General features: G+C 52.0%; 17 protein-coding genes and 1 pseudogene. 4 read left to right on the forward strand and 14 right to left on the reverse strand.

Going from position 1 to position 20,404, the window contains the following annotated elements; all coding sequences use genetic code 11:
* Window positions 1–39: 39 nt before the first annotated feature.
* Window positions 40–1,092: pseudogene (locus AXG56_RS19785) on the forward strand (recombinase family protein); the annotation flags it as partial.
* A 603-nt stretch (window positions 1,093–1,695) separates the two neighbouring features.
* On the opposite strand, the gene rlmH reads toward AXG56_RS19785, so the two are convergent.
* The 8 genes from rlmH to AXG56_RS14385 form a co-directional block, all read right to left on the reverse strand.
* The gene (gene rlmH, locus AXG56_RS19185; RefSeq protein WP_008639985.1) at window positions 1,696–2,175 is read right to left on the reverse strand and encodes a 23S rRNA (pseudouridine(1915)-N(3))-methyltransferase RlmH; all 480 of its coding nucleotides are present in this window, start codon (window positions 2,173–2,175) and stop codon (window positions 1,696–1,698) included.
* A gap of 133 nt (window positions 2,176–2,308) precedes the next feature.
* Window positions 2,309–3,592 (reverse strand): GntP family permease, encoded by a 1,284-nt coding sequence (locus AXG56_RS14355; protein WP_008640472.1) that lies wholly within the window; start codon window positions 3,590–3,592, stop codon window positions 2,309–2,311.
* Window positions 3,593–3,613: 21 nt separating this feature from the next.
* Window positions 3,614–4,792 (reverse strand): thiolase family protein, encoded by a 1,179-nt coding sequence (locus AXG56_RS14360; protein ID WP_062515156.1) that lies wholly within the window; start codon window positions 4,790–4,792, stop codon window positions 3,614–3,616.
* Between the two features lie 18 nt (window positions 4,793–4,810).
* Window positions 4,811–5,587, reverse strand: coding sequence for a 3-hydroxybutyrate dehydrogenase (locus tag AXG56_RS14365; protein ID WP_062515158.1), 777 nt, complete (start codon window positions 5,585–5,587; stop codon window positions 4,811–4,813).
* Window positions 5,588–5,608: 21 nt separating this feature from the next.
* Window positions 5,609–6,283 (reverse strand): 3-oxoacid CoA-transferase subunit B, encoded by a 675-nt coding sequence (locus tag AXG56_RS14370; protein ID WP_062515160.1) that lies wholly within the window; start codon window positions 6,281–6,283, stop codon window positions 5,609–5,611.
* An 18-nt stretch (window positions 6,284–6,301) separates the two neighbouring features.
* Window positions 6,302–6,994, reverse strand: a complete 693-nt coding sequence (locus AXG56_RS14375; RefSeq protein ID WP_062515162.1) for a CoA transferase subunit A — start codon at window positions 6,992–6,994, stop codon at window positions 6,302–6,304.
* Window positions 6,995–7,189: 195 nt separating this feature from the next.
* A complete protein-coding gene (locus AXG56_RS14380; RefSeq protein ID WP_062515164.1) occupies window positions 7,190–8,551 on the reverse strand; it encodes a sigma-54-dependent Fis family transcriptional regulator in 1,362 nt (453 codons plus the stop codon).
* Window positions 8,552–8,667: 116 nt separating this feature from the next.
* The gene (locus AXG56_RS14385; RefSeq protein WP_062515166.1) at window positions 8,668–9,942 is read right to left on the reverse strand and encodes a M48 family metallopeptidase; all 1,275 of its coding nucleotides are present in this window, start codon (window positions 9,940–9,942) and stop codon (window positions 8,668–8,670) included.
* Between the two features lie 194 nt (window positions 9,943–10,136).
* Here AXG56_RS14385 and AXG56_RS14390 point away from each other — a divergent pair, with 194 nt between their 5' ends.
* From AXG56_RS14390 to AXG56_RS14405, 3 genes are all read left to right on the forward strand, one after another.
* Window positions 10,137–10,433, forward strand: coding sequence for a hypothetical protein (locus AXG56_RS14390; RefSeq protein WP_062515168.1), 297 nt, complete (start codon window positions 10,137–10,139; stop codon window positions 10,431–10,433).
* Window positions 10,434–10,608: 175 nt separating this feature from the next.
* Window positions 10,609–11,097, forward strand: a complete 489-nt coding sequence (locus AXG56_RS14395; protein WP_062515170.1) for an Ltp family lipoprotein — start codon at window positions 10,609–10,611, stop codon at window positions 11,095–11,097.
* A gap of 233 nt (window positions 11,098–11,330) precedes the next feature.
* Complete coding sequence (locus tag AXG56_RS14405) at window positions 11,331–12,674, forward strand: sodium:alanine symporter family protein (protein ID WP_008635053.1); 1,344 nt, start codon at window positions 11,331–11,333, stop codon at window positions 12,672–12,674.
* A 456-nt stretch (window positions 12,675–13,130) separates the two neighbouring features.
* Here the strand turns inward: AXG56_RS14405 and AXG56_RS14410 are convergent, their stop codons facing one another.
* The 6 genes from AXG56_RS14410 to yycF form a co-directional block, all read right to left on the reverse strand.
* Window positions 13,131–14,354 (reverse strand): S1C family serine protease, encoded by a 1,224-nt coding sequence (locus AXG56_RS14410; protein WP_008635051.1) that lies wholly within the window; start codon window positions 14,352–14,354, stop codon window positions 13,131–13,133.
* 71 nt (window positions 14,355–14,425) lie between these two features.
* Window positions 14,426–15,220 carry an MBL fold metallo-hydrolase gene (locus AXG56_RS14415; RefSeq protein ID WP_062515174.1) on the reverse strand — a complete coding sequence of 265 codons (795 nt, stop codon included), beginning with the start codon at window positions 15,218–15,220 and terminating at the stop codon, window positions 14,426–14,428.
* A gap of 29 nt (window positions 15,221–15,249) precedes the next feature.
* Entirely contained in the window at window positions 15,250–16,140 is an 891-nt protein-coding gene (locus tag AXG56_RS14420; protein ID WP_062515176.1) for a two-component system regulatory protein YycI, read from the reverse strand.
* Window positions 16,141–16,157: 17 nt separating this feature from the next.
* Complete coding sequence (locus AXG56_RS14425; protein ID WP_062515178.1) at window positions 16,158–17,504, reverse strand: YycH family regulatory protein; 1,347 nt, start codon at window positions 17,502–17,504, stop codon at window positions 16,158–16,160.
* Window positions 17,501–19,327: a cell wall metabolism sensor histidine kinase WalK gene (gene walK / locus AXG56_RS14430; RefSeq protein WP_008635042.1), complete on the reverse strand. Its 1,827-nt coding sequence runs from the start codon at window positions 19,325–19,327 to the stop codon at window positions 17,501–17,503. The genes AXG56_RS14425 and walK overlap by 4 nt, the downstream gene beginning before the upstream one ends.
* Before the next feature lie 6 nt (window positions 19,328–19,333).
* Window positions 19,334–20,038: a response regulator YycF gene (gene yycF, locus AXG56_RS14435; protein WP_008635039.1), complete on the reverse strand. Its 705-nt coding sequence runs from the start codon at window positions 20,036–20,038 to the stop codon at window positions 19,334–19,336.
* Window positions 20,039–20,404: the final 366 nt, after the last annotated feature.

Genomic DNA, 20,404 nt, shown 5'->3' on the forward strand with positions numbered 1-20,404 from the left:
TCTATTTAAGACTAAAATCATAATTAAAGGAGGAATTTTATGGATGATATTAAATCAGTAGCTTTGTATTGCAGAGTAAGCACACAAGAACAAGCGGTGGATGGATACAGTATATCCGCTCAATTACAAACCCTACGCCAGTATGCACAAATGTATGGATGGGAGATCGCCGGAGAATATGTTGATGAAGGAATATCTGGAAAGAACATTAAAGATCGGCCTGCGATAAAGCAACTTATCGAAGAAGTGAAAACACAAAACTTTCAAGCAATCCTAGTGTGGAAGATATCACGTTTATCAAGAAACATGCTTGATACCCTAACTCTTTTGGATATGTTCGAGGAAAATAATGTGAAGTTCATTTCTTATTCAGAAAACTTCGACACTGGTAGTCCCATAGGAAAACTAGTTGTTCAATTAATGGCCTCCATTGCAGAAATGGAGAGAAACACATTAAGTGAAAATGTAAAACTTGGAATGACCCAAAGAGCCAGGGAAGGCTATTGGAATGGCGGGGTTGTTTTCGGCTATGATTCTATCGAAAAAGAGTTGATAGTGAATTCGGATGAAGCACAATTAGTTACATATATATTCAACATGTACGCAGAGGGGAAAGGTTTAAAAGCCATTGCCAATCACCTAAATAAGTCAGGATATAGAACTAAACGGAATAAACATTTCTCCATAAACGGTATAGCAACAATTCTTGACAACCATGTGTATAACGGGAAAATCCGTTGGTTACAGGTAGAGAATTGGGATACTAAAAGAAGGAAGGGAAAGAATCCAAATCCCATATTAGTTAAAGGAAAACACACTGCAATTATTCCAGACGAGCTCTGGGCAGTTGTTCAAGCACGAAGAAAAAGCAAATCATTTAAGCAGCGTCAGTCACATGAACCATTTTTACTTAGTAGACTTTTGCGTTGTCCGGATTGTAGCCAAGGAATGGTCCCAGCTATTACTACCTATACAAGGAAGGATGGATCTAAGCGGAAGCATCGATATTATGTTTGTTCCGACTTTCACAATAAAGGATCTTCCGCTTGTAAATCAAATGCAGTCAAAGCATATGAGGCGGAAGACAAAGTAATTAAAAAGATTGAAACTTTTCTTGATGATAAGAAAAAATTTCGTTCAACACTTCAATCTATAAATTCAGATTCTCTAGATTCTTTACGGAATCTTCATGATGAATTAAAACATACTGAAGAAAAACTATCTGAAAAGAAATTACTTCAAGACCGTTATATGGAGGCTTTCGAGATGAACACCCTCCCAACAAACATATTAAAGGAAAGGCTGCACAAGGTTGCGAATGAAAAGGAAGAGTTGGAACAAAGAAAAAATGAGCTTAATTTCCAAATTGGTTCTACCGACACAAGGGTAATACAGCCAGAAATTATAGAAAGCCTCTTGGAAAAGTTTTTAATTACTTATAAGGTTGCCTCCAGGAACAAACAAAAGCACTTGCTCCAACTTCTTATAGACAAAATCACGATTAAACAATTAAAGGAACGCTCAAGAGTAGTTGATAAAATTGAGCTGGATTTTGATTTCACAGAAGTTGACATATCTAAAACATTTACACTAATCCACATGTTGCATCGTGAAACGAATATAGAAGATGAAACCTTTCTTCCACTACCCGTTTCAGACAACAACATTCCACCTTATCTTCAACTTTTTTTGCCTCTATTTATGGTACGGTTCATTCCGATTAATCTTAAACGCCCGATACACCTGCTCCACCAGCATCAACCGCATCAACTGGTGCGGGAAGGTCATATTCGAGAACGACAGCCCGAAATCACTCCGCTCCAGCACCTCATCACTCAATCCGAGCGATCCGCCGATCACGAAGGCCACTTTGCTTTTCCCGTAAGTCGCAAGCTCGTCCATTTTCTTCGCCAGCTTCTCGGAGGTGAGCTGTTTACCTTCGATCTCCAGGGTGATGACGTAGGTGTCCGGGGAGATCTTCGCAAGGATGCGTTCGCCTTCCTTCTGCTTCACTTCGAGCATTTGGGCTTCGCTCAGGTTTTCGGGTGCTTTTTCGTCGGGGACTTCGATGACGTCGACTTTGGCGTAGGGGCCGAGGCGTTTCGTGTATTCGGCGATGCCCTGCTTCAAGTATTTTTCTTTCAGTTTTCCGACTGTTACGATCGTTAGTTTCATTGGTGTTCCTCCGTCTCCTCGTTTTTCTGCCTTTAGTGTATCACGAATCCTCGTCATTCGCGGGGAGAGGTGTATGGGCAGAGACCGGGGCATCACACAAACAATCCCCGCAGGCATGCTGCGGGGATTGTTTTCATAGAATGCCGATCGTGTTCAAAAGGATGACGGCGGCGACGGAGATGACCGGAATGAGGACAGCGACGACGAAGATGTCTTTGTAGCTGTCTTTGTGGGTCATGCCCGTGATGGCGAACAGGGTGAGCACCGCGCCGTTGTGGGGCAGGGCGTCGAGTCCGCCGGATGAGAGGGAAGCGACGCGGTGGAACGCTTCCGGGCTGATGCCTGTGTTCATGGCGATTTCGTAATATTTCGAGCCGAGGGCTTCGAGGGCGATGCCCATGCCGCCGGATGCGGAGCCGGTGGCGCCTGCGAGGACGTTGACGGCGATGGCTTCGGAGATGAGCGGATTGCCTTTGATGCTCATCAGGGCCTGGGTGAGGCTCTGGAAGCCGGGTACTTCACGGACGACGGTACCGAAGCCGACGGCGGCACTCGTGTTGATGATGGCGATGACGGAGCCGGATGCGCCGCCGTTGATGGACGGGATGAATTTCTTGAACATCGTGATGTTCAAGAGCATGATCAGTACGATTCCTGATATAAGGGCGATAACGATATCCCAGTCCAACAGATTCAAAGTAAGTAAGACGGTCAGTAACGGCAGGAGCGACAGGAAGAAGTTCGGCATTCTCGTCTGTTTCTCGGTTTCTTTCTTCTCTTGTGGTTCTGTGAAGACTTCCCCTTTTTGGGTGAGCTTCTTCTCCCGCCATCTTAAGTAGAAGTAGCCTCCGACGGCCATAATGATGGCTGCGATGATTCCCATGGCTGGTGCGGCGGTGGCGCTCGTCTGGAAGTATTCCATCGGGATCAGGTTCTGGATCTGCGGCGAACCTGGCAGGGCCGTCATCGTGAAGGTGAAGGCACCGAGGGCGACGGTCGCCGGGATCAGCTTCCTGCTGATGTTGGCTTCGCGGAACAGGGACAGAGCGAGCGGGTAGACGGCGAAGACGACGACGAACAGGCTGACGCCTCCGTAGGTCAGGACGGCTGCCGAGACGAGGACGCCGAGGATGGCGCGTTTCGTTCCGATCAGCTTCGTAAGGGCGACCGCGACGGAGCGGGCCATGCCGGTGTCCTCCATCAGTTTTCCGAAGATGGCTCCGAGCATGAAGACGGGGAACCAGTCTTTGGCGAAGGCGACGAAGCCTCCCATGTACGTATCTTTATAGGCATCGAGCAGGTCGAGGCCGCCGGTGATGGCGACGACTCCTGCTGCGATCGGGGCTACCCAGATGATCGACCAGCCGATATAGGCGAGGGCCATCAGGACAGCGAGTCCGAGAAATATTCCTAGCATCGAGGGTTCCTCCTCTTTCTGTTATTGGGCTTCGACGACCATGGCGATTCCCTGGCCGCCTCCGATGCACAAGGAAGCGACGCCGTAGCGCTTGCCGCTCCGCTTCAGTTCTTTGATCATCGTGTACAGGACGCGGGTTCCGCTCGCGCCGACCGGATGGCCGAGGGCGATGGCGCCGCCGTTGACGTTGGTTTTGTCTCGATCGAGGCCGAGTTCTTTTTCGACCGCGAGATACTGCGAGGCGAACGCTTCGTTCACTTCGATCAGGTCCATATCGGCAAGGCTCAGACCGGCTTTTTCGACGGCATCATGGATGGCGGGCGCGGGTCCGATGCCCATGTATTCGGGATCGACGCCGGCGACGGACCAGGAGAGGATCTTCGCGATCGGCTGGACGCTGTTCTTGGAAACATAGTCTTCGCCTGCCAAAATGACGGCCCCCGCTCCGTCGTTGATGCCGCTCGCATTGCCGCCGGTGACGCTCCCGTCCTTCTTGAAGGCGGGCTTCAGGCGGCTGAGCTTCTCGACGTCGGTGTCTTCACGGATATGTTCATCTTCTTTTATGGTGACGGTGCCTTTTCTCGTTTTCACTTCGACAGGGGCGATTTCTTCCTCGAACCTGCCGCTCCGGCGCGCTTCGGCTGCGAGCTGGTGGCTGCGGACGGCGTATTCGTCCTGGGCTTCGCGGCTGATTTCATATTTATCGGCAAGGTTCTCCCCGGTCATGCCCATACCGGCACCTATGTACTCATCGGTCAGCGCGGCCCAGAGCGTATCGTCGACCTTCGGTGCGGACAGCTTCGTCCCGAACCGGCTTCCCCTTAAGGCATAGGGGGCGAGGCTCATGCTGTCGACGCCGCCTGCGAGTGCGGTGTCGCCTTCACCGAGCTGGATCGACTGGGCAGCGGAGATGACGGACTGGAGGCCGGAGCCGCACAGTCGATTGACGGCGAGTGCCGGACTCGTCGTCGGGATGCCTGTTTTCAAGGCGATGTGTCTCGCTAAATACGGGGCGTTCTGGGAGGAGTGGATGACGTTGCCGATGACGCTGAAATCGATGTCCTCCGCCCGGATGCCGCTCCGTTTCAATGCTTCCTTACCGGCTGTGACGCCGAGGGTCGTCGGATCGACGTCTTTCAGCGCACCTCCGAATGTCCCGAACGGGGTACGTGCTCCTTCGATGATATAAACAGATTTCATAGGATCTTCTCCTTTCGTTTATTGGGTCGTGTAGCCGCCGTCGATGACGGTCGCCTGGCCTGTGATTCCTTTTGCCTGGTCGCTTGCGAGGAACAGCGCGTAATCGGCGATCTCCTCGACTTCAAGCAGACGCTTCTGTGGAACGAGCGGGTAAATGACTTCTTCCAAGACCTTTTCAAGCTCGATGCCGCGGTTGGCGGCGAGATCTTCCAGCTGGTTGCGGACGAGCGGCGTATCGACATAGCCCGGGCAGATGGCGTTAACGGTGATGCCATGCTCTGCCCCCTCGAGCGCCGTCACTTTGGTCAGGCCGATGACGCCGTGCTTCGCGCTGTTGTAGGCGGATTTTCCGGCGAATCCGATCAGGCCGTTGATCGAGGACATGTTGAGAATACGGCCGAAGCCCTGCTTTTTCATGATCGGGAAGACGTGCTTCGTCGCCATGAACGGCGCGACAAGCATGATCTTCGTGATCAGCTCGAACTTCTCCGTCGGAAAATCTTCGATGGACGCCACGTGCTGGAGTCCCGCGTTGTTGATGAGGACGTCGATTCGGCCGTATGTGTCGACCGTCCGATCGACCGCTGCCTTGATCTGCTCTTCCTTCGTGACGTCACAGACGAGTCCGATCGCCTCCAGTCCCTCCTCCTTCAAGCCTGCGGCCGCTTGTTCGACCTTCTCCTTGTTGATGTCGCTGAGGGCGACCTTCGCTCCTTGTCTTGCGAAGGCGGCACCGAGCTGGTAGCCGATTCCGCTTGCTGCTCCTGTGATGAAAACAATTTTATTGTTGACCATGGGGGTTCCTCCTCTACCGGGTTACGTAGTCATTTTTACAAGCTCATCGCTGATGATGAGTGCTGCTTCTGTCGATGCCTGGATTTCTTCGACGCTCCAGCCTTCGGCGATTTCGACGAGCTTCAGCCCTTCTTCCGTCACGTCCATGACGGCACGTTCGGTGATGATCCGGTCGACGACGCCTTTACCGGTCAGGGGCAGGCTGCAGAACTTCAGGATTTTCGGATCGCCGTGTTTATTGACGTGATCCATGATGATGACGACCTTCTTCGAGCCGTGGACGATATCCATCGCGCCGCCCATGCCTTTGATCATTTTCCCCGGGATCATCCAGTTGGCGAGGTCGCCGTTCTCTGCGACTTCCATGCCGCCGAGGATCGCCAAGTCCAAATGCTCGCCGCGGATCATCGCGAACGATTCGGCGCTGCTGCAGTAGGATGCACCGACGGATGCAGTGACCGTTTCCTTGCCTGCATTGATCAGGTCCGGGTCGACTTCATCTTCGGTCGGGAAGCGGCCGATGCCGAGCAGTCCGTTCTCTGACTGGAGGACGACTTCTTTGTCTTCCTGGATGTAGTTCGCGACCATCGTCGGCATCCCGATCCCTAAATTGACATAGTAACCGCTTTCAATTTCCTGTTCGGCACGTCTTGCGATCATTTCTCTCACTTGCTTCTTATCGAGTTGTACAGCCATTGTTTCTCCTCCTTCGTATTATGCCTGTGTGACGGTACGGCGTTCGATCCGCTTCTCCTGTGCGCCTTCGATCAATCCTTGGACGTAAATGCCCGGCGTATGGATACGATCGGCATCGAGTTCCCCCGGTTCGACGAGCGTTTCGACTTCGGCGATCGTGACGGCTCCTGCTGTCGCCATCATCGGGTTGAAATTACGCGCCGTCTTGTTATAGACGAGGTTGCCGTAGCGGTCGCCCTTCCAGGCACGCACGAGGCTGAAATCGGCGGTGAGCCCTGTCTGCATGAGGTACTCCTTGTCGCCAAACGTCCGCACTTCCCTGCCTTCCGCGATCGGTGTTCCGACGCCCGCCGGTGTGTAGAAGGCCGGAATACCCGCGCCGCCTGCACGGATTCGTTCTGCGAGCGTCCCCTGCGGCGTCAGCTCGACCTCGAGCTCCCCTGCGAGCACCTGGCGTTCGAATTCCTTGTTCTCCCCGACATAGGAGCCGATCATTTTATCGATTTGTTTATTTTTAAGCAGAAGCCCGAGTCCCCAATCGTCGACCCCGCAGTTGTTCGAGATGACGGTGAGGTGTTTCACGTTCGATTCGACGAGGGCGAGGATCAAGTTCTCCGGAATACCGACGAGCCCGAACCCTCCGACCATGATCGTGGCATTATCTTTTATGTCTTTGACCGCTTCTTGATAAGATGAATAAATTTGTTTCATGTGTTTTCCACTCCCTTCACCCTTATACATGCAAGTTCCATGCCAACTTCCGAACCACCGGATCTGCGCCGTTCGACAGATTCCTTTTTCCAGAATACCGGAATAGTTGAATGAATATTCATGAAAACCCTTACAAAAAGGGCAAAAAAGAAGCCTTCCATCATTCCGGAACAGTTTCCGGAATCGTGGAAGGCATCAGAGGCCGTATTTTTTCACTTTGTCATAGAAGCTTGATTTGCCGATCCGGAGTCTCGCGGCGGCTTTCGTCTTGTCACCGCCGCAGGCGTCCAGTGCGCGGGCGATGGCTTGCTTCTCCGCATGCTCGACGACGTGCTTGAGCGACTGCTCCCCGTCGAGCCCTTCCTGCATGCTGGTGAGATGGGAAGGAAGATCGATCAGCGTAATTTTCTCCCCGTCGGCCATGTGGACGGCGGACTCGATGACGTTCTCGAGTTCGCGGACGTTCCCGGGCCAAGGGTAGGACGTGAATAAGGCTTCGACCGCTTCATCGAACTCCCGGATACGCTTCCCTGTCCGGGCGGTGATTTTCTGCAGCAGGTATTTCGCAAGGACGCGCTGGTCATCGCCTCTGGCCCGGAGCGGCGGGATATCGATCTGGACGACGTTGATCCGGTAATAGAGATCTTCCCGGAACGTCTGGTTCTTGATCATCTCCTCGAGCGACTGGTTGGTCGCAGCGATGATCCGGACGTCGATGTCCTGCGGATGGACGGCACCGACCGCTTCGACCTCTCCTTCCTGAAGCACGCGGAGGATTTTCACCTGAGCATGCATCGGCATGTCCCCGATCTCATCAAGAAAAAGCGTCCCGCCGTTCGCGAGCTGGAATTTGCCCGGCTTGCCGCCCTTTTTCGCCCCCGTGAAGGCGCCTTCCTGATAGCCGAACAGCTCCGCTTCGATCAAATGCTCCGGAATGGCGGCACAGTTCACTTTGATGAACGGCTTATGGCTGCGTTCGCTCAAGTGATGGATGCTGTGGGCGAACAGCTCCTTGCCCGTTCCGCTCTCGCCGCGCAGGAGAATGGAGATGTCGCTGTGGGCGGTCTTGCGGATCTTCTCCTTCAGCGCAAGCATCCCGGGCGACTGGCTGATGATATCGTGCAGCGAGTATTTCGCCCCGTTCAGCTGCTGCATCTGACTCCGGTATGTCTCCAATTCCAAAAGAAGGTCCTTGATATGGGAATTCATGATCTTCCACTCATCCGTATCACGGAAAAGCACCATGCCGAGCGCACCAATGATCTCGCCGTTTTCATAAAGCGGAATCCGGTGGGCGATCATATAGTCGCCGCGGATCTGCTGAAGGTCCGCCATCTCCTCCTCGCCGGTCTCGACGACGATGTGCATCCGCGTGTTCTCGATCACTTCCGTCACATGCCTGCCGCCGACCTTCGCCTGATCGACCGCGAGAAACCGGCAGTAGCTTTCGTTCATATAAGAGATGAGCCCTTCCTTATCGACAACGACGATACAGTGCTCGACATTTCCGAACAGTGTCTCCAATACGTGGTTCCGTTGGTTTTCCAATGAAAGCATCTGCTCCGCCTCCGTTTTTGATAGCGTTTCCAATAACCGTCATTTCCAATTTTACCAAATGTTCAGAAATGGAACCAGCTCAAAAAAGGACACCCTTGTGCAGGGCGTCCTTCCCGTCATTCCGTTTTCTCCACATCCTTGCCGTATGTCTCCAACATATGGATCCGTTCCATCATCGTCGGGTGGCCGTAGCGCAGGTACTTCACGAGCGCCGGCGGATCGACGTCGCTGAGTCCGTTGACGGTGAGTTCCTGGAACGAACCGATCGCCGCCTCGGTATCCTCGGTCATTTCGATCGCATAGCGGTCCGCATCCGTCTCGGCATTTCTTGAAATAGCGAGTTCGATCGGATTGGCTAGGAACGAAAGCAGCGTCAGAAGCAGATAGAACATCGGCAGGCTCGCGATGTCGGAGACTCGATCGAAGCCGAGCTTCCTGCCCCATTTGCGGACGGCTGTCTTCATTAAATGGTACGTGAACAAAAGTCCGAAGAAGGTGGAGACGATGACGCCCGCCAGATTCCAATACAGGTGGTTCATCACATAGTGGCCGATTTCATGGGCCATGATGAACAGCACTTCGTTCTCCTTCAGCCGGTTCAACGTCGTGTCCCACAGGACGATCCGCAGGTTGGAGCCGATGCCGTTCACGTAGGCATTCATGCTGTTCGTCTTCTCCGACATGTTCACTTCATACACCCGCTCCGCCGGTACGCCGGCATCATCGGCAAGGGTGAGGATCTTTTCCTCGAGCTGCTTATTCTGCAGCTCGCTGAAATCGTTATATAACGGATCGATCACGACCGGCTGCAGGTACATCATGAAGAAAAGAAACGGAATCATCAAGAACCAGGCGATCAGCCACCAGCGCCGTTCGAACTTTTTCATCAGGAAATAGAGGACGGTGATCAGGAGCGCCATGATGAGATAGCCGATCCAGAAACCGATCAGTTCATCCCGCATCCAGCTCGAGAACGACTGTGTCGAGATGCCGTATTCGACGGAAAGCCGGCGTCTGGCGTAGTCGAACGGGAACGTCAGGATCGTCGTCAACGTCAAAAGCAGCAGTACGAACAACGGCACGCGGATGATAGTGAACCGCGAGACCTTGCTGCCGAATTCCTTGAAGGCCTTCGAGACACCGAAAATCATCACGCCGAGGTAGATGATCCACTCCAGCGGCTCGGCCAGAAAGGAAAGGAAATTCTGATAACGCGAGTATTCCTGACTGAGCAGGAGCTCCCGATCGCTCATGAACGTTTTCGGATCCGCCGCGGTCCCCTCATAGGCGGCAGGGACGCCGATGTCGCTCCACTGAAAGAAATAAAGAGCCAGGAAGATGCCGTAAACGGCATATAGAATAAGGGTCCAAGTGAGAAACTTTTTTTTCACTTCTCCACCTCCATTGGAAAGTAAGACTCGTCTCATTGTACGAGTTCCCCGGTACGCTTAGAACTTCTGTGCTATCCCTATCCATACTACATAGACGGGCAGAATTCCTGTCGCCGGTCCTCTTTTCACTCATAATGCCCGGTCCTGCACATACATATAGACGGTACCATCCATTCCAAAGAGGAGATGATCAGATGAGTCCGAACAACAACTCTAAGGATAAGGAACAAGGCCCGGAAGGAAAAGACAGCTTCTTCAAAAGCGTGTCCAAGGAAGCCAACCACGTCGTCCAAAACACCGTCGACACCTCGGGAAAAATCATTAAATCGATCACCGGAGAAGGCGGCTTGATCGGCAAGACCCTTGATTCCTCCGGCAACATCATCAAGAAAGCGTCGGAGAAAGGGACAGAAGCATTCGATAAGACCGTCGATACATCGTCCGAGACGTTCAAAAAGATTAAGGATAAAGCCTTTAATAGGAAGAAATAATTTTCCGGAGCGTTCACCGTCAGCCCTTTCCGCAAGTCTATCTCTTCCCCCCGCTTCGATCCGGTCCGTAGATCCTATAAAGAAAAACACATTCGATAGGTCGTTGTACACCTTTTTCCCCTTTTAATGGTAATATAGTTCTTGAAATGACAAAGGAATAATTTGGAGGGGAACCATGAACATTTACAAGGACTGGTGGATTTTGTGGATGGCTGTTGCAGTTGCCGGGGGAATTGCAGCTGGTGTAGGGGATGCGTCTTTGATCACAGACACGGGAGATTTTGCTTTGGAAGAACCTCTTACAAGCGAGACGGAGCCGACGGAAGAAGCTGCTCAGGAAGAAGCACCTGTGGAGGAAGCAGCAGCAGAAGACGCCTCTGTTTCCCAAGAAAACGCGGACGGAAAAGCCGTGGAATACATCAACATATTGGCCTTTTCGAAGAGCGGGTTGATCGAACAATTAGAGTTCGAGGGGTTCTCCAATGAGGAAGCGACCATGGCTGTCGAGAGCTTGGATGTCGACTGGAACGAACAGGCCGGCAAGAAAGCACAGGAATACCTGGACGTCATGTCCTTTTCAAGAAGTGAATTGGTCGATCAACTGGAGTTCGACGGATTCACTCCGGAACAAGCAGAATATGGTGTCGATCAAACAGGGCTGTGATGGCTTGCTGTAAAGGTCCGTCTCTTCTTACAGAACTCCCAAAAAGAAACCCGTAACGGGTTTCTTTTTTTCTTCTCTATCCCATCTCCTCCATTTTCTTCATAAAACCTGCCGAATTCCCTTCCAAATTCCTGCCAACGTTCGATTTCCGGGAAATAATCCTTGCTGAAAAACGTTTTCACGTGCGATACTCGTCCCTATACTCGTACATTAGAAAAGGAAGGGACAGAAAATTGGAACGATTAACAGACGTATTCATTCATATAAATAGTTTCTTATGGGGCCCGGTCATGCTCATTTTCCTTCTTGGCACTGGCGTATGGCTCACGCTCCAGCTCCGCTTCATCCAGGTCCGGTATCTCGGAGAGGGGTTCAAGCAGACGTTCGCTCCCCTGTTCAAGAAAGAGAAGCAGGAAGGCATCCATTCATTCAAAGCCCTTGCGACATCCATCTCCGCCCAGGTCGGAACCGGTAACCTCGCCGGTGTAGCGACAGCCATCGCAGCCGGAGGTCCGGGAGCGATCTTTTGGATGTGGATCAGCTCATTCTTCGGGATGGCCACGATTTTCGCAGAGGCCGTACTCGCTCAGCTCTATAAAGTGAAGAAGGGCGATCAGGTGCACGGCGGCCCTGCCTACTACATCCGCGACGGACTCGGAAGCAAGTGGCTGGCCGGCTTTTTCGCGGTCGCGATCATCATCGCTCTCGGATTCGTCGGCAACATGGTTCAGTCGAATGCCATTACGACAGCGATGAACGAGGCGACAGGGACCACATCGCCATTCGTCAACCTGATCATCGGCGTCGTCATCGCCGTGTTGATCGGCTTGATCCTGTTCGGCGGCATCAACCGGATCTCAAGCTTCGCAGGTAACGTCGTTCCCGTCATGGCTCTCTTGTACATCATCGGAAGTCTCGTCATTCTCATCCAATATTGGGATCATGTCCTGCCGACGATCGCCCTGATCGTTGAATCGGCCATCAGTCCGGAAGCAGCGGGCGGCGGTGTTCTCGGTGCAACGATCAAAGAAGCGATTCGTTACGGCCTTGCCCGCGGCTTGTTCTCCAACGAAGCCGGAATGGGTTCGACCCCGCACGCGCACGCAGTCGCGAATGTGAAGAAGCCGTCGCAGCAGGGACTTGTCGCAATGGTCGGTGTGTTCATCGACACAGCCATCATCTGTACGATGACGGCGATGGTCATCCTCGTCACCGATGCCCATCATTCCGGTCTCGCAAGCAGCGCCATCACTCAGGAAGGCTTCGCCCGCGGCTTAGGCGAATTCGGCGTCCCGTTCATCGCCGTCTGCCTGCTGTTCTTCGCCTTCACGACGATCCTCGGCTGGGCATACTTCGGAGAAGTCAACGTCAAGTTCCTGTTCGGGGAGAAAAGGGTTCCCGTCTACCGCGCCATCGTCCTTGTCTGCATCGTCCTCGGTGCGCTTGTGCAAGTCGATTTCGTCTGGGAAATGGCCGACACCTTCAACGCTCTGATGGTCCTGCCCAACTTGATTGCCGTCCTGGCATTGACGAAGCTGATCAAGAAGACGTGGAAAGAAGACAAAACGATCGGATAAACGGAAAAAACCGGATGCTTGTCCGTCCTCTCCATAGAGAGGCGGGAGCGTCCGGTTTTTTTCGGCCTACTATCGGGGGACGTTACTTTTAGACAAAATCCAGCGGGTCTGTCCGTGAATTTCCGCTCTTTTTTCAAGAAAGAAAAAGCCAATTTATTATTCACATGTGGAAAAATTCCGCTAACGGAAATAGTTACCCACATTTGTCCACAGACTTATGCACAAAACTTGTTAATTTTCTGATATTCACAGGTAACCCCACACTATAAACAGGTTATACACAGATTTTATCCACATATACACAAGCGCCTCAGCTATATGGTGGCGAACATAGATTCTTATACCATATATATGACTTATCCAGAGAAGTATTCACAGGGTGTGGATAAGTTTCTGTGGAATAAAAGCGAAAATTATCGAATGATGACAAAAGAAAAGCACCCGATTGTGGGTACTTTACTCTTGTGATCCTAAGGTCACGGTTGTCGTATTCTTTTCTCCATCACGATAGTACGTGACTTCCAACTCTTCTCCCGGATCCTTCTCATCATAGAGGTATTTCCGGAGGTCAATGATATTCTCGACTCCATTGCCGTCCAATTCCGTGATGACATCAAGCGGCTCCAAGCCTGCTTTGGCAGCTGGAGACATTTGACGGATGCTGCGGATATAAAGGCCGCCTTCTACATCCTCCGGAAGATTCAACGTGCCTCTCCATTCGGATGTCGGTACTTCATTCAATCCATAAGCCTCCACACCGATATATGGGCGGTTCACCTGTCCGAACTCTTCCAACTCATCGATGATCGGTTTCGCCGCATCGATCGGAATGGCAAAGCCGATTCCTTCCACAGCGGATTCCGCAATCTTCATGGAGTTGATGCCGATCAGCTGACCGTCGATGTTGATCAGGGCGCCTCCGCTGTTCCCCGGGTTAATGGCAGCATCGGTCTGAATAACTTCCGACTGCCAGTCATCCAGGCCGTCTCCATCGAAATCCTGCGGAATGGCTCGTTCTTTCCCACTGATGATTCCCTGAGTGACGGATCCTGCGAAGCTGAGTCCGAGCGGGTTACCGATGGCAATGGCCGGTTCGCCGACTTTCAGCGCATCCGAGCTCCCGATTTCCGCTACATGCTCCACTTGGTCTCCCGGCATTTCCAGCACAGCCAGGTCTGTGAATATATCACTTCCGACCAGCTCTGCCTGGATGCGGGTGTCATCGGATAAGACGACTTCGATTTCATTCGCCCCTTCGATGACGTGGTTATTCGTCACGACATAGGCCGTTCCATCCGCTTTCTTATAAATGACTCCGGAACCGACACCGGCCTCCTGTTGGCCGCCTTCCTGCTGCCAGAAGTTCTCCTGCGACTGCAGATTGACAACGCCGACGACCGACGGTGTCACTTTACCGACGATATCAGTGATCTGGGTCGTTACATCCAGTTCGACATTCTTCTGCGTATCCCCGGTCAGTTCCTGGTCGTCGTTAACCAGTCCGCTTTCATCTTCCGGAATAGTGATGTCATATGGCAATAAGTCCGTCTGAACGAGCGCGGGCAGCGCCAGCAGGACCAGTACCGCGCCAAGGATGCCGCCGACGACCGTCGGCATGACCCAGCGCCTGCGCTGCTTCTTCTCACGCCCGGACTGGGAATGATCATCATAATAGCCCAAACCTCTTCACCTGGCCTTTCCTCATGGGTTTGTAAAGTATTGTTACCTTATTCTTCGCAACTTCAAACCATTTAAACCTCAAAGATAGGAGTCGCCTGTTCAGGGTCGGTGTCATGGAGTTGAATTCTCGATCCAAGCTCGAATCCCCGCTCTTCCAATACGTTCTTCACAGACATACGTGCCAGGTCCTTCATGTTGTTGTCGAGACTGAGGTGTGCCAGGTAGATCCGCTTCGTCTGATCTGTGATGATATCCGTCAACGCAAGCGCACAGTCTTCGTTCGAAACGTGGCCGGAATCCCCGAGGATCCTCCGTTTCACGTTCCATGGATAGCGCCCCATCCGCAGCATGCTGACGTCATGATTCGATTCGAAAATATAAGCATCCGCACCTTCTACCGTTTTCTTGATCCGTTCGGATACATAGCCGAGGTCGGTGACGAGTGCCACTTTTCTGCCGTCCTGATGAAAGGTGTAAAACATCGGGTCGGCCGCATCATGGGAAACGGAGAACGACTCGACATCCAAGCCGCCGAACGTCTGTGTCTCTTCCATCTTGAACTCGAATTTCTGATCGACCGACAGCTTGCCGATATGGCCTTCCATCGCCTTCCACGTTTTTTCATTCGCATACACAGGCAGGTTGTAGCGCCGTGCCATAATCCCAAGACCCTTGATGTGATCACTGTGCTCATGGGTGACGAGGATTCTCGAAAGCGTACTCGGATCGACGCCGACCTGATCGAACAAACCCTCTATCTTCTTACCGCTCAGCCCGGCATCCACCAGAATCCGTTCTTCCCCTGATTCAATAAAAAACGCGTTCCCCGTACTGCCCGAAGCAAGTACACTAAAACGTAATGTCATTCGATACACTCCATTTAATTCGTTTCTCCTTAATCTCCCTGTCCATCTGATTCTTCTGAAGGGGTTTCGTTGAGATCATATCTCGACAGGACCCCTTCGATGAAATCCGACTCCGATATGTCGATGATCGTACCGGAATACGCATATAAGAACTTGTTGTCTTCTTCATTGACCGTCACTTTCCACGTCGGTGCAAACATCTGCGGGCCATAGTCTTCGCCGGGCTCGAGATTGAAGCTGCTGTGGTAACCGATACTCATCGCTGTAATTTCATCACCAGAGCTGATTTCACCGGCATCATACAACTTCTTGACGGCGTTGACCGGTCCGATAACGTCGCCGCCCTGACTCGCCTCTCCGGCTTCCGGTTCCCCGAACGAAAGCATGGCGGCGACATAGCCGTTCATGTCTCCTCCCGAGACGTCGACAAGCAGGTAGCCGCCCTCATTGAAATAGACGGTCCTGTCATTCGCCTTCTGGAAGAACAGGGCGACCCCCTGCTCCTCGTTCCAACCCCAGAACGAATACTGGGACCCGAAGGGAATGTGTTCATTCACTTTGCTTTGAATATCATCCTTCGTCACTTCGATCGGTTCATTGAAGGTGCCGCGGACGACGTTATCTTCCACCTCGACCGACTGTTCATCTTTATCGATCTCCTCCACCTGCGAGTCGATCTCCTCCAACAGTTCGTCATTAATCCGCGATTGCAGCCCTTCTACGTTAGGCACCTCCTCCGCAAGTACATCGTCGGCAAAGGTGATATCGTTTGAAGCAAGCTCTTCTTCCGCGTTTTCGGATTCTGTTGATATTTGACTCAGCTCGGTTTCTTCCTGTTTATCAAGGAACTGGGTGAACAAGAAGATGTCCAGCACAAGGAAGCTGAGAATGAATAACAATTTAATTTGACCCCACTGCATCTTCTCCGCCTCCCTGCTTAAGAAATCTCTTCATTCTGACCTTGGTTCCTTTCAAATAACGGCTGCCATCCGGAAGACGTCTGGATATACCATTCCGGAATCAGATTATAAGCAAGCCTGTTCGTCCGCTCCTCCAGCGTGTAGCTGATCCGGATATCCTGAATGGAAGCGTAGTCGATGTTATTGTTCTGCAGATAACGAACGACTTCTTCTCCGGATTCCAGCGCTCCGATCGTTTCCGATATCGTCTTGAATTTAACAAGTGGACGGATGTAGCGCTGGATCTCGTCCTGCTCATACGATAGGGCGATCGTCGCCAGCTGATAGGTCCCCTGCCCTTCCATGACCGGAATATCATTGTATTTCATCCGGTACTGGACCATATCGGAAGAATTGGAGACGAGCTGGAACTGGTTCGTCCAGCCAAGGTGGCCGTTGACGTCCGTAATGCTGCGTCGCAGCAGCTCATAGCCGTCCAAGTTGCCGGAATTGACCGAGTTCGGAATCATGTAGAGATATTCCATCCGCCGGTCGCCGTCCAATACATCAAGGCGACGCCCTTCGGAAGCCCGGAATCTCGGTTCCCCGCTGCTTGTTTTGTACCTGGATACAAGGGAAGTCGACGGAAACAATGCATTCCTCAGTGTAGCGATCGGTACAGGATCGGTCTGAAGCACATATTCTTCGATGTTCTTACGCTTCTCCGGGATATAAATATGGTCATACGCCGAAGTATCCGCATTAGGAAAAGCATCGGAGAGACGTAGCTGCTTGTTCAGCTTCTGCTCGTCTTCCAGCTCACGAAAGGCACGGTCACCATCAGCGGAGTTGATTGTAGCCCGTAGCACAGGAGCTTGTTCTTCCGTATTGACGAACCACACTTGATAACTGGGTGCCTTTTCCCCTTGAGGAGCGGTCAAAAAGACACGGTCGAACTTCTGCCGGACGTTCTCGATCTGCTCTTTATCCACTTGGAAAAGGTCCCCGATCACTTTGACCGGTACCTGGGCAGGGAAAATGACTTCCACCGCATCCTTCTGCTGGTCTGCCGATATTTCCTTCGGATTGACGTTCAAGTTGTTGAGCGTCCACTCCTGCATATCTTTATAAAAGGACGAGCGTTCCAGCTCCTCTTTGTAGGCATAGAAGTTCCCCTGATCATGGAAGACGACCTTTTCCGGTTCGATCAGTTCCGATAATGTCCGTTCCTGACCGAGATTGTCGAGTGTCGTGTCGTCGATAAGCGTATTTTCACTGTCGTCACTTTCCGCCACCGGCTGATAGTTCCATAGCGCAACGGTCAGTACGAGGCTAAAAGCGATCAATATAATCAAAACGACGGTCTTCATCGTTTCTCTCTTCACGATTGTCCCCTCCGCTTCTGAATGAGCGGCAGCGTAAAGTGGACTGTCGTCCCTTTTCCTTCTTTACTTTCCGCCCAGATCTTCCCGTGGTGGGCTTCAATCATTTCCCGGGCAATAGCGAGCCCGAGACCGGTCCCGCCCATTTCCCGGGCACGGGATTTGTCGACCCGGTAGAAACGATCGAAAATCTTATCGACCGTATCCGGCGGCATCCCGATCCCTTCATCTTTGATGCTTACGCGCAGCTGTTTCCTTGTCGCATGGGCATCGAAGCGGATCGTCCCGCCTTCCGGTGAATATTTAATGGCATTGGATATGACGTTATCCAGCACCTGGGTAATCTTATCTTTGTCGATCCATACATACATGTCTTTGCCCGATAAATTCCGGACGAACGTCATTTTCTCATCTTTGTTCATCTCGAACCGATCGATGACATGGTGGAAGAAGCCGCCGAATTCGACACGCTCTTTCATCAGCGGCGTTTCTTTATGATCCATTTTCGTCAGCTGCAAAAGGTCGTTGACGAGACGGATCATCCGGTCGGTTTCATTCTGTGTGACGTCAAGGAAGCGCGGAGCGATCTCCGGATCCTGCCAGGCCCCATCATTCAACGCCTCGATATAGCTGCGCATCGTCGTAAGCGGCGTCCGCAGCTCATGGGATACGTTCGAGACGAACTCCCGGCGCTCCTGCTCGACCTTCTCCTGCTCGGTGACGTCACTGATCACGGTGATGAATCCATCCATTTCGTCGTTCTCATCCTCGACGACAGAGAAGTTCGCCTTCAAGAGCAGCTGCTGCTGTTCATCGCTCAAATCGATGATCATCGAACCCTGCTCCTCCACTTCGGACATCTCTTCAATCTGATCGTTCAAATCAAGCACATCGATCAGCGACTGTCCTTGAACGTCCTCGAACGAACGGCCGATCAGCTTCGAAGCTGGAGCATTCATAAGGATGATTGCACCAAGCCGGTCTGTCGCGATGACACCATCCGACATGTTGGAAAGGACCGAACTCAGCTTTCTCCGCTCTCCTTCCGTCGTCGCCTGGGAGAGCTTCAGCTTATCGTTCAGCTCATTGAACGTATGACCGAGCTGGCCGATTTCGTCGTTTCCTTTGACGTCGACCTTCTGTGAAAAGTCACCAGTCGCCATGATCTGCGCCTGTTCTTCCATTTCCGTCAGCGGTCTCGTAATCGCGCGGGCGACCAAAATCCCGAGCAAAGCGGTAACGGCGATTGCCAAGACCGTCCCTTTGGCGAAGATGCTGTTGATATCCTGCATCTGCTCGTAAATCTCGTTCGTCGATACCTCGTAGTGGAGGACGCCGACGATCTCATTCCCCGCTTCGTTCGTAATCGGTCTCGAACCGACATAGAGCCGTTCGTTCGTCTCGCTGTCCCTTACATTCCTCGGCTCGGTCGCCTCTCCCAGAATAAACACTTTCGTAATTCTCGTATCCGTCACCTTTTTGCCGATGATTCCATCTTCCGAACCAAAGGCGGCGATGACATTCGGGCTGTTGTCGACGACCCACAGCTTCCTTATGTTCTCATCATCCAGGGAATAGAGCAGACTGTTGACATCGGAGGCGAGCGATGGCGTATCCTCATCACGCTCGACGCTGAAGGCATTCTGCAGGCTGAAGGTAAGAGAGTTCAGCTGCGATTCTACGGAACTCTCGAAGTTGTTCGTCAACTGATCTTCCAAGCGCTTAACAAAATAGGCCCCAATTACTTGGATGCCTAGTAAAAGTAATAAAATGTAGACTAGAATCAATTTCAGCCGAACCGACTGAAAAAAGCCGACTTTCTTCATCAGACGTTACTCCTGCTCCGGGTTTCTCAAATAGTACCCTACTCCGCGGCGGGTGACGATCCAAATCGGATTACTTGGATTCTCTTCGATTTTCTCACGAAGACGGCGTACCGTAACATCGACGGTCCGGACGTCACCATAATAGTCGTAACCCCAAACCGTTTCCAACAGATGCTCCCTCGTCATGACCTGTCCGATATGGCGGGCCAGATAATGAAGCAGTTCGAATTCACGATGGGTAAGCTCGATATAATTGCCGTCACGCGTCACTGTGTATGCATCAGGATGAATCGACAAACGGCCGATCGTAATATCCTTCGTCTGCTGGGAGCTGTCTTCCGGCTCCTGCTGATGACGGCGGAGATTCGCTTTGACACGGGCGATCAATTCCCGGTTGCTGAACGGTTTCGTCACGTAATCATCCGCACCCATTTCAAGGCCGAGGACTTTGTCGATTTCTGCATCCTTCGCCGTCAGCATGATGATCGGCATATTGTGACGCTTCCTTACTTCTCTGCACACTTCATTTCCGTCTTTGTTCGGAAGCATGATATCAAGGAGGATCAGCTCCGGCTGCTCTTCGTCCGCTTTGGCGATGGCTTCATCCCCATCATGAGCGCACACTACCTCATATCCTTCCTTCTCTAAATTGAACTTCAATATATCTGCAATCGGTTTCTCATCGTCTACTACTAGAATCTTCTGTGCCACCTTGCGTCACATCCTTTTCTTCGACTTCTCTTTCTTTCCCTCATTTTAACTCATTTGAAGCTAAATGTCTTATTTGACTCCAAAGCTTCCACGGATCCTTCCTGTCCCCCTTAGTTTTATACCAAAACAAACAAAAAATCCGCTATGAATAATCATAGCGGATTCCTGCATGGAGGTGGGTATTTCTTGTGGAGAGGGCGGGTTCCGGGAAATGGGACGCTTTCCACGGGGCGTCCGGTGAGCCTCCTCATCGCTGCGCTCTTCCGGGGTCTCACCTGTTCCGCTAATCCCGCTGGAGTCTGCCCATTTCCCTCCACCCTCTTCTTAAAAAGTTTCTCCTTGATTCGCTTATAAGACAAACGCTTG

It is taken from the genome of Halobacillus sp. KGW1 (assembly GCF_001592845.1).
Classification (GTDB): Bacteria; Bacillota; Bacilli; order Bacillales; family Halobacillaceae; genus Halobacillus.

What these genes read in the sequence shown, in the direction of transcription:
- rlmH (WP_008639985.1), bottom strand. Translation starts at nt 2,175, where the DNA reads ATGAAACTAACGATCGTAACAGTCGGAAAACTGAAAGAAAAATACTTG.
- AXG56_RS14355 (WP_008640472.1), bottom strand. Translation starts at nt 3,592, where the DNA reads ATGCTAGGAATATTTCTCGGACTCGCTGTCCTGATGGCCCTCGCCTAT.
- AXG56_RS14360 (WP_062515156.1), bottom strand. Translation starts at nt 4,792, where the DNA reads ATGAAATCTGTTTATATCATCGAAGGAGCACGTACCCCGTTCGGGACA.
- AXG56_RS14365 (WP_062515158.1), bottom strand. Translation starts at nt 5,587, where the DNA reads ATGGTCAACAATAAAATTGTTTTCATCACAGGAGCAGCAAGCGGAATC.
- AXG56_RS14370 (WP_062515160.1), bottom strand. Translation starts at nt 6,283, where the DNA reads ATGGCTGTACAACTCGATAAGAAGCAAGTGAGAGAAATGATCGCAAGA.
- AXG56_RS14375 (WP_062515162.1), bottom strand. Translation starts at nt 6,994, where the DNA reads ATGAAACAAATTTATTCATCTTATCAAGAAGCGGTCAAAGACATAAAA.
- AXG56_RS14380 (WP_062515164.1), bottom strand. Translation starts at nt 8,551, where the DNA reads ATGCTTTCATTGGAAAACCAACGGAACCACGTATTGGAGACACTGTTC.
- AXG56_RS14390 (WP_062515168.1), top strand. Translation starts at nt 10,137, where the DNA reads ATGAGTCCGAACAACAACTCTAAGGATAAGGAACAAGGCCCGGAAGGA.
- AXG56_RS14395 (WP_062515170.1), top strand. Translation starts at nt 10,609, where the DNA reads ATGAACATTTACAAGGACTGGTGGATTTTGTGGATGGCTGTTGCAGTT.
- AXG56_RS14415 (WP_062515174.1), bottom strand. Translation starts at nt 15,220, where the DNA reads ATGACATTACGTTTTAGTGTACTTGCTTCGGGCAGTACGGGGAACGCG.
- AXG56_RS14420 (WP_062515176.1), bottom strand. Translation starts at nt 16,140, where the DNA reads ATGCAGTGGGGTCAAATTAAATTGTTATTCATTCTCAGCTTCCTTGTG.
- walK (WP_008635042.1), bottom strand. Translation starts at nt 19,327, where the DNA reads ATGAAGAAAGTCGGCTTTTTTCAGTCGGTTCGGCTGAAATTGATTCTA.